We start from the raw sequence: 14,504 nt of genomic DNA, 5'->3' as shown, positions 1-14,504 counted from the left end.
TGATGTTGTTTAATAGGTTCGCAAAAGACTTATTACATGGTATTCAGTTTCATTTGTCATAAAGTGTTTACCCTGCTCAATTATTTTTGCATATACTCCAGGCTGATTGTTTATCATCCAGAGTTTTAATATTTTGTTGTCCGAAACTGCTTCAATTACGGTGCATTCATAACCTTCATATTTTTCGATGCCTGTTACCCTGTAAAAACCAGGTTCTTCTTCGGGAAAGAAGTAGTTGTTCTGGTTCATCATATTCCCCATATAATTCTCCGAATATTGCAGTGTGTCGTATTTTGTTATCATGATATTGGCAATACTTACACTTCCTTTTTCCGGTTTCGCATCAACCTTTCTCAGTATCGTTCTTGTGTTTTTCAATGCCTCGGCTTCGGGCACATAGGTTTTACAATGGTATACCATTCTTTGCAGTTTAGCCAGATGTGATATAACACTGGCATTGTTTCGCCAGACTTTGGGAAGCAGGTTTTCATCATTCGTGTGGCTTTTAAATTCATCTGCCGAAAATGTTAGCCACTCGATGTCTGATTTATCCTTTTTATCGAATAATAGCGTTTCGCGTGCCGTTACCAGTGCAAGAAAACCTGCCGAATGGTCTTTCACCCTGTTTTTCCCTTTAAGAATAAAATGTTCACCTTCGGCAACGCCAGTTAATTCCAGTTCTTTGGTTTCGGGCAAATAATGCCATTGCCCTTTTGTACTTGTGGTTGTGCCCGATGCACAGCTTATAAACTTAAATGTTTCTGGCAATTCCAATTTCAGAAACAGCTGGTCGAACACTTTATGGTTTAGCTTCCATGTGCCTGCCAGGCCCGATACTTCGTTTGTTTTTCCTGTTTTTTCTGCATCAATTCGCTTTTGCTCTTCGTTAATGCGTTTGAAATAATAGATTCTACCACCCTGGCTAAATACCAGTTGCTTATTGGTAAGTTGTTTTATTTTATGAATACCGTTGAATTCATCTTCCGAAAGAGGGGAAGCGAGGTTTATTTCCATGGCAGTAGCATTAAAATGCCATTTGGCAAAGTCGAAACCCGAACTTGAAACAAGACCATCTTTTTTGAATAAGAACTCAGTATTTTCATCTTCTACCACACCATTCTTATCTACTTTTATTAGTAGCCAGTTTCCTGCAAACTTAGGTTTTTGCGCTTGTGCAAAAAGGGTTGCAAGCATAATAGCCAGAAATACAAAAACTAATTTTAAAGAAAAGCCTGTGTTCATATTTTTTACTATTTTAAAATGATGACCTGAATTCCTTATTTTACATATTTTGAATTCTTAAAATTTACGGTTATTCATATTTCCGAATAACTATATTCTCGCCTCCCAAACCAAACGAAGCATTGGTGTCACTACTTCGCTTTAAAATCAAGTCCCAATCAGCCCTGGCAGGGTCTTTTGCATTTCCTTTGTCTAAATCAACCGGAAAAGTCCCTTCAATTTCTATGTGGTCCGACTGGCTAACTGTTTCTCCCGAACGGTTATAAGTGGCATATTTTATGGTGGTTTTGTAGTTATCGTTTTTATCTACATCCAGAATTTCCAATTTGCAAAGGTTTTTGGCGGAAGTAAAAACCAGGAAGATGGTACCTGCACCGTTTACTATGCCATTGGGGCCCGAAATAGGAGTATGAAATTCATCCGATAGTTTATCGAATTCTTTATCGATACTAACGGCATTAATTTTTGCATAAGCCGAATTCCCTCTATTATTCGCTGGTTTTGGCCCAAAGGATGAAGCGTTTCCATCAAACTTAACAAACTCAACCCTACGGTTATTGGCTTTGCCTTCGGGTGTTCTGTTATTATCAAGTGGCATGCTTTCGCCAAACCCCTTACTATTAAAGCGGTTGGCTGCAATACCCATGCTTATTAACTGCTCCATTACCGTTTTTGCCCGTTGTTCCGAAAGCATTTGGTTTTTGGCATCGTCGCCATCAGCATCGGTGTGTCCTTCAACACTAAATTTAAGGTCGGGCTGCTTGGTCATTAAATCGTAAATTTTATTGATAGGCCCCATACTCTCGGGTTTAAGTGTAGCTTTCCCGACATCGAAACGTATGCCGTTGCAAATAATTTTTCCGTCCTGAATTACACGGTCGTAATATTTTACACCGCCCTTGGCAACTCTAAAGTTCTTAACAAACATGTTTTTTTGGCTTGCAGAAAGTGTAATTCCTGTTGGGTTTCCTTCTATGCGAGGAATGTTTATTAAGCGTGTTTCATCTAAATAAACTTTCGCTTTTCCTTTAGTATAGGCTATTGAAATGTGTCGCCAACCTGCAACATCATCTTTGTTCCCTCGTTTTCCTTCAAGCTTAGCACTACTATTCCCCATTTCTGCCTCATTTACTCCTATATCTATCTGCGGAATGTTGTTGCGACTCTGATTTTTGCGGTCATATAAAGTGATGTGAAACGACTCATTATATACATCAGGATTAAAATATCCATCAAACTCAATTGTAAACACTTCGGGCAAATAATCTTCTTTAGGATTTTTCAAATAGGGAATGATTCCTTTTCTGTACATATTTCCACTCGCAGTGATAAATAATATTACGTTTGCTCCATCTACGTTTGCTATTTCAGCTCCTCCCTCATACAAATCCCAACGGCTGGGGAACTCGCCGTTTTCTTCCATAATATCGGGGCCATCCGAAAAAATGACCTCATCACCTGGTACAAAATCGAATCTACTCCAAACTACATTCGATTCCTTTTCCTTTGTCAAATCACTATCATTAGCGTATTGTGATTGTGTATTAGGTTGATTAGAACTTGTTTCTGTATTCTTAGTTGAATTGCCTTTCGATTTTTTCTTCTTTTTCTTTTTACCAAAAAGACTCCCAATTCCTTCTTCAAGTTTATCGAATCCCTTATCAACACTTTTTTCTATCTTATTATTTGCACGCTTTGTCCCTTGTTTTTTGGCAACCTTTTTAGGATCTAAAATCTGCGCATTAATAATTGAAATAGAAATTGTAAGTAATAATGTTATTAGAACTAGCTTTTTCATGTGTTTCAATTTTTAGGTTTTGAATACAGTGTAAATGTATGGTGGACATGGAAAAGCTACTATGAGGAATGTATTTATGAATATAACATATGTTTCTATTGCTCATAATGTGATAGTTACACTTATTAATTTTGCCATTATTAAAATGTAACAACAAACTATTTTAAGATATTAACAACAAACAGGAAGATTACATCTATCTGATTTACTAATGATTACAAAAATCATCGAACCCTGTTATTGTCAAGCATTATAACATATGTTTCAAAAGCTAGTACAATTGTTCCAAACCTTGTATTTATTGAGATACAGAAGTTTTTTCCAGTCTATAAAAGTGTAGAATTGATATGTCGAGTGTAAACTCAACCATAAAAACAGAAAAATCTTAAAAGCACTAAAAAAAGATGAACAAATTGAAATTGATTAATGAATCGATTACCCATTAAAAAAACTCCACCTATTCTTTCGAATAGATGGAGTTCTTTTATAGTAAAATTAGATTTAATTGGAATGCTGTCTTAAATATTCTGTTGGTGTACAACCATGAATTTCTTTAAAACACTTTGAGAAATAAGATGTATCATTAAAACCAGTTGAAAAACAAGCTTCACTAACACTAATATTTGGTTGCAATAAAATTTCAGAGGCCATTTTAATTCGCTGTGCTCTAATAAAAGCAGTTGCCGACAAACCTGTGACAGCTTTTAACTTTCTATGTAATTGTGTTCTACTCATGGAAGTAAGTTCACAAAACTGTTCAACCGAAAAATCAGGATCAGACAAATGTTTTTCTAAAATATTTTGAAGTGATCTGGCAAACTTTTCCTCTTCTGATTCAAAAACCAGATTTAAGGGATTTATTATTAATTCCTTTTGATATTTATCCTGTATAGCCTTTCTGTTTGCTACCAAACGCTCCACTTTTATCAATAAAGCTTCTGCATTAAATGGTTTGGTAATATAATCATCAGCTCCTGATTTCAATCCTTCAAGGGTATTTTCTTCACCAACCTTAGCAGTAAGCAAAATAATAGGTATATGATTGGTTTTCTCATCTGATCTTAACCTATTACAAAGCTCTACTCCTCCAACATTTGGCATCATCACATCCGAAATTATAATATCTGGAATAAATTTCTGAGCCAATTGAATACCAAACTCTCCATCTTCTGCCTCTAAAATCTTATAATCAAATTTAAAACATGATTTTATATACTTTCTCATGTCACTATTATCTTCAACAATCAATAAAATAGGCATTTCGTCATTTCCAATTTCTTCTGTTGAATCAGCTTCTATTGCCATTCCTTGTATATTGAAAGGTTTTTCTTGTTTCGTTGAAATTTCTGATATTTCTTTATGCTTAAAGTGTTCTTTAATAATAGGTAAGTCTATTTCAAAACAAATTACATGATCACTTGAAAGAAAAACTCTAATATCAGTTCTATATAGTTTACAAAGTTCTTTAACCAAAGATAATCCTATTCCTGTACCTTGTATTTCACTATCACCCCCCCTATAAAATCTATCAAAGACATGAGTCAATTCCTGCTTTGTCAAGTTACATCCCGAATTGGTAATTATAATTTTCAACTTTTTATTAAATATAATTGCACTAATACCAACTTTGCCTTTTGTTGGAACAAATTTGAATGCATTTGATAAAATATTTGTTACAACAATCTCAACAATGTTATGATCAAACCAAACCAGTCCGGTTTCACAAATTTCTGTCTTATACTCTATAAGTTTTTCATTTGCTTGAAAATTAAATGAGTTCGAAATCCCTTTCAATAAAGTTGACAAATCACCTTCCTGCGCTGATATGGCAAAGTGCCCTGCGTCAATTTTTGAAATATTTAGCAATTGATCTACCAGAGACAACATCCTGTTCGAATTTCGCAGAACTAACTCAAGATCTTCACGTTTCGTTTCATTTTTCACTGTGCGAAGCTGCTTTTCAATAGGACCTTTTATTAAAGTTAATGGAGTTCTAAATTCATGCGAAATATTACTAAAGAACTTAGACTTCATTTTATTAATATTTCTTAACTCATGAGTAACTCTTTGTTTTGTTTGATATCGAAAGTAAAAGAAGGCAGCCAAACCACCAAATAGCAAAATCAAAACACCAAGCTGATTTCTTTGCATTTTTTTCGATTCTCCAATTAATTGATTTCTTGCATTCAACAGTTCAATCTGCTGAGTTTTCTGCTCCGATTGATATTTGAATTCTAAATCATTTGTTACTCTCAATTTTTCCGAATTGTACAATGAATCCGTATAATTTTTAGTCAACATCAAAGCATCACATGCTTCCTGATATCTTTTAGTTTTGTAGTATAGTTCATACAATGCTTGATTCGAAAAAATAAGATGATCAATCGAATGAATTTCCTTGGATATGGCTCTACCCTCCAACAAGTTCTTTTCCGCCTCTAAATTTTTATTCAGTTTTTCAGCTGCACTTCCATGATGAATTAGAATCGAACTTAAATATCTTTTGTCCTTGATATCTCTTTGTATTACCAAAGATTTCTCAAAATGCTCATAAGCTTTATGATATTGCTTTTGATTCATCTCAACTTGTCCTAAAAGCATATAACAAATTCCCTGGCTCATTGGATATTTTCTCTTCACCGCCAATTCCAAACACTTATTAATATAGTATTTTGCTGAATCACTTTGATTCAAGTACATATATGTCTCACCCAAATTTCCATAACACAATTCCTGATGAAAACTATTGTTGTTTTTAAATCCATACTTTATTGATTCTCGAAAATAATACAAGGCCTTTTCATATTCTCTCTGCACCAAATAAATATTTCCCACCCCATTTTCAGCAATGGCTTTTCCATAATAATTATTACTGTATTTGGTACTTTTTATAGACTCCAAAAAATAATTGATTGCCTCATTATTCTGATCCGTTTTTCGGCAAACTACGCCCAATTCATTGTAAATTCTACCTATCTGATAATAATCCTTTTTTATTTCTGCCAAAGGAAGAGCCTTTTTATAGTAGAATTTTGCTGAATCGTATCGATGTTTATATCTATAATTTACGCCTAGTCGATAATAAATTTCCGGCAAACTTATCGAGTCATTGTCTTCTTCTATTTTATGCTTTAATAGCAATAAATAACTACCAAACTCCGATTTAAAAAGTTTACGATTCCTGACAACCAGTTTAATTGCACTATCGGATCGATGCATCTTACCATCAACATTAATCATGTTGTGGATTACAATTTTTAAACTGTCAATATTTTTGTATCTGTAGTTGTCTTTCGCAGAAGCATTAAATGAAATTAAGGCAAGCAGAACAATAACAAAAAGTTTATTCATTTTATTCATCAGAATAACCATTGGATTAGATAGATAGTTTCGTTTAACTTTTATTAATAATTAACACTCTATTAAACTTCTTATTTGCCAATTATTAATCTTCTTTTTTTAACAGTAATCGAATTTAAAGTTTTAAAACAGTTTCAACAAATTATTTTTATCATTTAACACCGATATATCTTTAATAAAACAATAAAAATGATTAATGATCCTATACAAAAGTTTGATTTGGTGCCTAAGTAAGATAATCTGTAACTTTAGTAGACCTATTAAAAATCGAATAAGAGAACTGTCATGAAAATATTAATTACAGGAGGTGCCGGATATATTGGTACAGAACTATGCAGGAGATTGAATCAAAATCCAGAAGTTAAAGAAATAACGGTATTGGATAATTTAAGTCAGAATAATTACAACCTATTTCTTCATTCTCAAATTAAGCCTGGAAAAGTAAAGTTTGTTAAAGGTGAACTTTTAGATTCCAGAACACTCGACGGTTTGATAAAAGATGTGGATGTTGTGTATCATTTGGCAGCTGAAAATACAGATGATGAGAAGCTGCATCAAATGCACGAACAGGTTAACAATTGGGGAACTGCCGAATTGATATATGCGGTTGAAGACAGCAATGTAAAACAATTTATTTATCTCAGTTCAACCGAGGTATACGGTTATTCCAGTCAAGAATATGATGTTTATTCCATGTTGGAGCCAACCTCATCGCTTGGTAATTCGAAGTTACGAGGTGAACAACATGTTGAGCGCATTATGCCTAAAATCAACACCCAAATTATTCGATTGGGTAATGTGTTTGGCTATGGGGTAAGTATGAAGATGAAAGGCATTCTGAACAACCTTCTATTCGATTCGCATTTCGTTGGTAAAATCTCAATTCATGGTAGTGGCAATCAAAAACTACCTTTCATTTCCCTTGACAAAACAACCAATATTCTGGCAAATTTGTTAGGTGGAAAGTTAGATTCGGGAGTTTATAATCTGGTAGACTATAATAAATCGATTATGGAATTGGTAGAAAGTGTGCAGCAACAACGTTCTGACATTGAAATTGTTTTCACCAATCAACACCTTGAATTACCACAGCAAATTGTTAAAGTTGATGATCGAATTATGAAATTATACCAGGGTGAAGAATTGAGTTTTGAAAAAGAAATCAATCTTCTGAAGAATCATTTTGAGACTTCGAGTATCTAAAAAGTATCTCGCAAGGAACGCGAAGTTGATAAAATAAAGGACGCAAAGAGATTATACATTCTTTGCGTCCTTTTAATTTTATTTCTTTAAGCACAGAGCATGCAACTATTTCTTTCAAATATTCTGTGTTAATTTCTTGACAAATCGATATTGATTAAAAAACTCTTTGGCAATAACACGCAAAATGGTGTATGATGGTATTGCCAGCATCATTCCGATAATTCCAGCCATACTTCCTGCCATAATAATTACAATGAAAATCTCCAGTGGATGTGCATTCACACTATTTGAATAAATTAATGGTTGGAACAAAATGTTATCGATAACCTGTACACAGGCAAAAACCAATGCCATATAACCAAGTAGTGGTAAAATTTCTGTGTAAAAATCAGCATGTATATTTGTTGCAATTCCTATTATCATTCCAAATGTGGCTCCAATTATCGGCCCAATGTAAGGAATCACATTCATCATGCCTGCAAAAAGTCCAACTACCACTGCAGTTCCAAAAGGCAAACCAACTATACTTAAACCAATGGTAACCAAAAATCCCACTAATATTACCTCAAAAAATAAGCCTACAAAGTAACGCATCAGTAGGTTTTTGATTGAATCCAATACGTGACGCACGCCTTCTTCGTGTTTTGCAGGCACCATTAAAACTACACCACCAGAAAATAAACTGCTATCCTTTAAAAAGAAAAATGTGATAAATGAGATGGAGAAAAGTGCAATAAATATATTTCCCAATGTACCTGCCAATGAACCAAATATGGATGATACATCAGAAATCTTTACAAAAGAGGTGAAATTATCAATTACAACAGCTTTCAGGTTAAAATCATCTCCTTCTGCAGAATATTTTGCAATTAATGTTTCCAGATTTTTAATAGGTTCCTCCAAACTATGAGCTGCTGCGTTTACATCAATAGTTGATAATTCCTCCGCTTGCGCAGCTACCATTGGTATAAAGGTGCGGAAAAACATTACCATCACAAACCAAAGTAATATTAAGGTAATTCCAGCAGATAAAGCAGGTGGACAGGTCCATTTCTTAATTTTCACCTTATTCAAAAAATCGACTACAGGTCGACCAATGAAAGATAAAACTACCGAAATTAAGATGTAAGCAACAATATTGCTAAAATACCAAACCATTAATCCTAAAATGATTAAACCAATGGCTACCAAAATATATTTCCCTTTTCCGTTCATTCTTGAAAAGCAATTAAATGTGTAATATCAGTAAGGAATAACTGAACTTAAAAGTAAGAATTTTTATGACACTAAGGTCTACTAAATGAAAAAGGCTCTCAAATTGAGAGCCTTTCTTCTAATTTTTATCCTGATTATATTTTCAGTGGGTTCTTAACTTTCTGCTTCATTAAAGCAATCTCAAGAACTTCCATAATCTCATCTACAAAATGGAATTTTAATCCTTTTAAGTAAACATCTTTAATTTCTTCGATATCTTTCTTGTTCTGATTACAAAGAATAATCTCCTTAATGCCGGCACGTTTTGCTGCAAGGATCTTTTCCTTAATTCCACCAACCGGAAGTACTTTACCTCTCAATGTAATCTCACCTGTCATCGCAATGTTTTTCTTCACTTTACGCTGGGTAAATGCTGAAGCCATTGCAGTTACCATAGTTACACCTGCCGATGGTCCATCTTTTGGAATTGCTCCTTCCGGAACGTGAACATGAAGATTCCACTCATCGAAAGCTTCTTTCTTAATGTCTAAAGAATCACAGTGTGCACGCAAGTATTCCTGAGCCAACAATGCAGATTCTTTCATCACATCACCAAGGTTCCCAGTTAAGGTCAATTTTCCTTTTCCTGCAGAAAGACTTGATTCTATGAACAGAATTTCACCTCCAACTGAAGTCCAAGCCAATCCGGTTACCACTCCAGCATAATCGTTGCCCTGATACTTTTCGCGGCTAAACATTTCGGCGCCCAAATACTCTTTTAAATCTTCAGACTTAAGGTTAACATCGTATTCTTCATCCATAGCAACCTTACGAGCTACTCTACGCATAATTTTTGCAATGCGCTGATCCAATGCACGAACACCAGACTCACGAGTATATTTATCTACTACCACTGCGATCACCTCTTTCGATATTTTTATATGATCTGAAGTAATTCCATGATTTTCCATTTGCTTAGGGATCAGGTGACGACGAGCAATTTCAACTTTCTCTTCCTGAATGTATCCACTAACATCAATCATCTCCATACGATCACGAAGAGGTGCAGAAATAGACCCAACATTGTTTGCTGTTGCAACAAACATCACTTTCGATAAATCGTAATCTACCTCAAGGAAATTATCGTGAAAAGCATTGTTTTGCTCCGGATCCAAAACCTCAAGCAATGCTGAAGATGGATCTCCTCTAAAATCGCTACCTACTTTATCAATCTCATCCAATATGAATACCGGATTCGATGATCCAGCCTTTTTCATTCCTTGAATAATACGACCAGGCATGGCTCCAATGTATGTTTTTCTATGTCCTCGAATCTCCGATTCATCATGTAATCCACCCAAAGACATTCTGACATACTTTCTGTTTAAAGATTCAGCAATTGATTTTCCCAATGATGTTTTACCAACCCCTGGAGGTCCGTAAAGACATAAGATTGGAGATTTCAAATCACCTTTTAATTTAAGTACAGCTAAATGCTCAATGATACGATCTTTTACCTTCTCCAAGCCAAAATGATCATTATCCAAAACTTTCTGAGCTCTCCGCAAATCAAAATTATCCTCAGTAAATTCATTCCAAGGCAAATCCAATAACTCCTGCAAATAATTCAATTGAACCGAATATTCTGCAGCAGCTGGATTCAACCGTTGAAGCTTCTTTAATTCTTTCTGGAAAGTTTCAGATACTTCCTCAGACCATTTCTTGTCTTTAGATTTCTCTTCCAATTCAACTACATCCTGATCATTAGGACTTCCTCCCAATTCATCCTGAATGGTTTTCATTTGCTGATGCAACAAATATTCTCTTTGCTGCTGATCCATATCGGTCTTTACTTTCGATTGAATATCATCTTTCAACTCCAGAACCTGAACTTCACGAACTAAATATTCAAGAAGTTTCATTGCTCTATCTCGAATTTTATCAAACTCCAAAAGTCTTTGCTTATGGTCATGTCTTATTTCTGAATTACTAGAAATAAAATTGATTAAAAACGAAGAACCTTCGATGTTCTTTATTGCAAATGATGCTTCATTTGGAATTTGAGGTGATAATTTAATTACCTTAATAGCAATATCTTTCACAGAAGAAACCAAAGCCTGGTATTCATTATCTTCAACCTCAGGACGCTGATCCTTGATTGTTTTGATTCTTCCTACATGAAATGGTTCTTCGCTAATTATCTCTTCAAGTTCAAAACGCTTTTTCCCCTGAAGAATTACCGTAGTAGTTCCGTCAGGCATTTCAAGAATCTTGATAATTTGAGCTACTGTACCAATTTTATTGATATCCTCGAAGTGTGGTTCTTCAACACTCAAATCAATTTGAGAAGCTGCACCCAACATTCCTTTGTTGTTGTAAACCTCGCGAACCAACTTCAACGATTTTTCTCTACCAACAGAAATTGGAATTACAACTCCTGGAAATAAAACTGTATTTCGAAGAGGTAGTATTGGCAAAGTGTCAGGTACCTGCAACTCATCCAATGCACTTTCATCCTCATCGGTTATAATTGGAATAAAATCCGAATCTTCATCCATCATATTCGACAAAACTATATCACTAATATTGAATTCTATCTTACTACTCATTATCTCGTCTGCCTTTCTTACATTATATCTGTAAAGGAAGTAAGTTTTTATTAAACTGATGTGACAAAATGTCGCTTCCTCTAAAAAAAAATTTGCTGCTATGTACTTGGCAATCCCTGTGCCAAACAAAAAGTCCTCACATTTTTTTTGTAAGGACTCTTCATTTATACTTTAAAATGATTTTCTGTACTCTTTTGTCATTTCAAAAATGTGAGACAGAATCCTCTTTTCAACATCATCAAATTCTTTTCCTCTACGTTTCATTACCAAATCGGCAACTTCGAATGTTGCATTTAAACGATACTCTTTAAATCCGTGGTGTCCTCCCATTGAAAATGACGGAATAAAGTTGCGAGGGAAACCTGCACCAAATACATTCGAGCTTACGCCAATCACGGTACCAGTATTCAGCATGGTATTAATGCCCAGCTTAGAATGATCACCCATTATGGTTCCACAAAATTGCAATCCTGTTCTTGCAAAGTTTTGGCTTACATAGTTCCAAAGCTTAACCTGCGAATAGTTATTCTTTAAGTTAGAGTTATTGGTATCTGCTCCAATATTACACCACTCTCCAAGTACTGCATTGCCAAGGAATCCATCATGACCCTTATTTGAATAGCCAAACATTACTACATTATTCAACTCTCCACCACATTTACAATAAGGCCCCAGTGTTGTGGCTCCATAAATTTTAGCACCTAAATTCAGAACCGAATGCTCACACATTGCCAATGGTCCGCGCACCAAAACACCTTCCATAATTTCAGCATCTTTACCAATATAAATTGGCCCTTTTTGTGCATTTAATGTTGCAAACTCAACAGATGCACCTTCTTCTATAAAGATATTCTCCTTGCCCAATACATTTACCGTATCCGATATGGGTTGAGATTGTCTTCCTTCCGTAAGCAAAGCAAAATCCTGACGAAGGATTTTATCATTTAATGAGAAGATATCGTAGGTTTTGTTAATTCGATCAAACTCTCCTGTGAATTCGATAGTATTTACACCTTCCAATTTCTCTTTTTGTACCTGTGCGATCTCATCAGCATTTAAACAAGCCGCAATCACAAGGTCATTTGCAATTAAGAAATCTCCTTCCTTTAAATTCTGAATGGCATCAATCAATTCCTTATTTGCTATAACAGATCCATTGATTAAAATGTTCGTATCATCTTTTTTTAAAGGATACTTCTCACTCAAATATTCTTGAGTTAAAAAGCTAAATTCAGTGTTTAATAAACGTTCCCACTTCTCGCGAATGGTAGTAATTCCAATGCGAAGCTCAGAAACCGGACGAGTAAATGTAAGAGGAAGCAATTCGTTCCATGCTCCATCATCAAAAAGAATATAATTCATTGCAGTAGTAATAGTAAATCCCCAAAGGATTCTTGTGTTTCAAATTTTATGTATGGTCAAAAATACAAAAAAAGAGTTGAATAACTTGCTTTAATTATACATAGTAATTCTTCCTCAGAAATTTGCACAAAAAAAAAGCTCCGAATATCGGAGCTTTTCTTCTATAGTAATTTTTGATCTTACTTCTTGAACTTCTTGTAACGGTTCATGAACTTGTCTACACGTCCAGCAGTATCTACCAAAGTCATCTTACCAGTATAAAATGGGTGAGATGTATTAGAAATCTCTAATTTTACCAATGGATACTCTGTTCCTTCAAATTCGATAGTTTCTTTAGTGTTAGCAGTAGACTTCGCTAAAAAAACAGTTTCGTTAGACATGTCTTTAAAAGCTACCAAACGGTAGTTTTCCGGATGTATTCCCTTTTTCATTTTAAATATCCTTTAAATTTCTTATAATCTTCTTCCAATGGAGTGCAAAGGTAGATATTGTAATTTATTTTGCAAAGAATTATTTAATTATTCTGCACTTTCCTTGGCTTTTTTCCTCTTTGCCTTATCTCCTCTGTTTTCCAGAGGGATAATAGGTGTTCGATTAAAAGGTTTATTTCGGTCAAAAAGATATCTATAGGTGAAATGAGTCTTCATTTTAACTCCACCAACCGATTCATAAATGGAAACCATTTTTGGATTAAAATCACCCACCCATGATAATTCCATTTCATTGTATTGAGGTTTGTGTTTCATCACCTTGTCCATATGCCAGAAGATCGCCGACTCCACACCAAATCTCTGGTATTTCGGTACAACTCCCATAATGGTAATACGAGCACGAGTAATTGTTTTTCTTTTCAGATAATACAAGAACTTTAACTTGTTCCAAAGGTTAAATTTCCCATTCATCTTTATCAGGATCTGATTGATATCAGGCATTGCAACAAAAAATGCAATTGGTTTTCCCTCATGATAAGCAAACCAAATGAATTCCTCCTCAATTACTCCTTTTCCTTCTCTTGCAATCTTTCTAAGATCTTCCGGATCTATTGGTGAGAAATTATCATGAAATTTCCAGGCTTCATTGTATACCGAAATGATATCCTGTACGTACTTTTCTGAGTTATCATATCTAAAATGCTCGAAAGAAAAGCCTGGTTTCTTTGCAATCCACTCGGCTATTTTCCAAAATCGCTCTGGAAATTTCTTACTTAAATCAAGATGATAGCTGTATTGTTCGAAGAATACTTTAAAACCATATTCTTCAAAAAACGCTTTGTAATACTTCTGATGATACGGCATTCCATATCCTTGAGGAATAAATCCATCTACCAATAATCCCCAATGGTTGTCGTTTTCACCAAAGTTTACCGGGCCATCCATGGCTTCCATACCATTATCGCTTAGCCAGCTTTTTGCCGTATCGAACAATAAGAACGCTGCCTTTTTGTCATCGATACATTCAAAAAATCCACATCCACCTGTTGGTTGTTCATAAGTATGGGCTTTCTTCTCATTTATAAAGGCAGCAATACGACCAATGGTAGCTCCATTCTCATCCTGCAGAATCCAACGAATGGCTTTACCGTGGGAAAAGAAAGAGTTATTATCTGGATTAAAAATCCCTTCTATTTCGGCATCTAACGGGCGAGCATAGTTTGAATCGTTCTTATACAGCTTTCCAGCCAGATCCAAAAACTCGGTTCGATGCTTTTGATTTGTAACTTCAATAATATTCACAAG

At 34.7% G+C, this 14,504-nt stretch carries 9 protein-coding genes; 1 reads left to right on the top strand and 8 read right to left on the bottom strand.

The window, feature by feature from the left end; all coding sequences use genetic code 11:
- Positions 1-9 precede the first annotated feature (9 nt).
- The 3 genes from BXY64_RS03135 to BXY64_RS03125 all read right to left on the bottom strand — a co-directional run bounded on the left by BXY64_RS03135 (position 10) and on the right by BXY64_RS03125 (position 6,391).
- A complete protein-coding gene (locus tag BXY64_RS03135) occupies positions 10-1,242 on the bottom strand; it encodes a hypothetical protein (RefSeq protein ID WP_120238501.1) in 1,233 nt (410 codons plus the stop codon).
- Positions 1,243-1,312: 70 nt separating this feature from the next.
- Positions 1,313-3,040 carry an OmpA family protein gene (locus tag BXY64_RS03130; protein ID WP_120238500.1) on the bottom strand — a complete coding sequence of 576 codons (1,728 nt, stop codon included), beginning with the start codon at positions 3,038-3,040 and terminating at the stop codon, positions 1,313-1,315.
- Positions 3,041-3,541: 501 nt separating this feature from the next.
- Complete coding sequence (locus BXY64_RS03125; RefSeq protein WP_170150561.1) at positions 3,542-6,391, bottom strand: hybrid sensor histidine kinase/response regulator transcription factor; 2,850 nt, start codon at positions 6,389-6,391, stop codon at positions 3,542-3,544.
- A gap of 294 nt (positions 6,392-6,685) precedes the next feature.
- Between BXY64_RS03125 and BXY64_RS03120 the strand changes: the two genes are divergently transcribed.
- The gene (locus BXY64_RS03120; RefSeq protein ID WP_120238498.1) at positions 6,686-7,603 is read left to right on the top strand and encodes an NAD-dependent epimerase/dehydratase family protein; all 918 of its coding nucleotides are present in this window, start codon (positions 6,686-6,688) and stop codon (positions 7,601-7,603) included.
- 114 nt (positions 7,604-7,717) lie between these two features.
- Here BXY64_RS03120 and BXY64_RS03115 read toward each other — a convergent pair whose 3' ends face one another.
- The 5 genes from BXY64_RS03115 to BXY64_RS03095 form a co-directional block, all read right to left on the bottom strand.
- On the bottom strand, positions 7,718-8,818 hold the full coding sequence (locus tag BXY64_RS03115) for an AI-2E family transporter (protein WP_120238497.1): 1,101 nt from the start codon (positions 8,816-8,818) through the stop codon (positions 7,718-7,720).
- 134 nt (positions 8,819-8,952) lie between these two features.
- Positions 8,953-11,406 (bottom strand): endopeptidase La, encoded by a 2,454-nt coding sequence (gene lon / locus BXY64_RS03110; protein ID WP_120238496.1) that lies wholly within the window; start codon positions 11,404-11,406, stop codon positions 8,953-8,955.
- 171 nt (positions 11,407-11,577) lie between these two features.
- Entirely contained in the window at positions 11,578-12,768 is a 1,191-nt protein-coding gene (locus tag BXY64_RS03105; RefSeq protein ID WP_120238495.1) for a GlmU family protein, read from the bottom strand.
- A 179-nt stretch (positions 12,769-12,947) separates the two neighbouring features.
- A complete protein-coding gene (locus BXY64_RS03100) occupies positions 12,948-13,199 on the bottom strand; it encodes a type B 50S ribosomal protein L31 (protein WP_120238494.1) in 252 nt (83 codons plus the stop codon).
- Positions 13,200-13,286: 87 nt separating this feature from the next.
- On the bottom strand, positions 13,287-14,501 hold the full coding sequence (locus BXY64_RS03095) for a GNAT family N-acetyltransferase (protein WP_211334397.1): 1,215 nt from the start codon (positions 14,499-14,501) through the stop codon (positions 13,287-13,289).
- Positions 14,502-14,504 lie beyond the last annotated feature (3 nt).

Source organism: Marinifilum flexuosum (assembly GCF_003610555.1).
In the GTDB taxonomy this organism is placed as follows: domain Bacteria; phylum Bacteroidota; class Bacteroidia; order Bacteroidales; family Marinifilaceae; genus Marinifilum; species Marinifilum flexuosum.
Note: the sequence above shows the minus strand (reverse complement) of the source record. Positions and strands in the feature narration are given on the sequence as shown.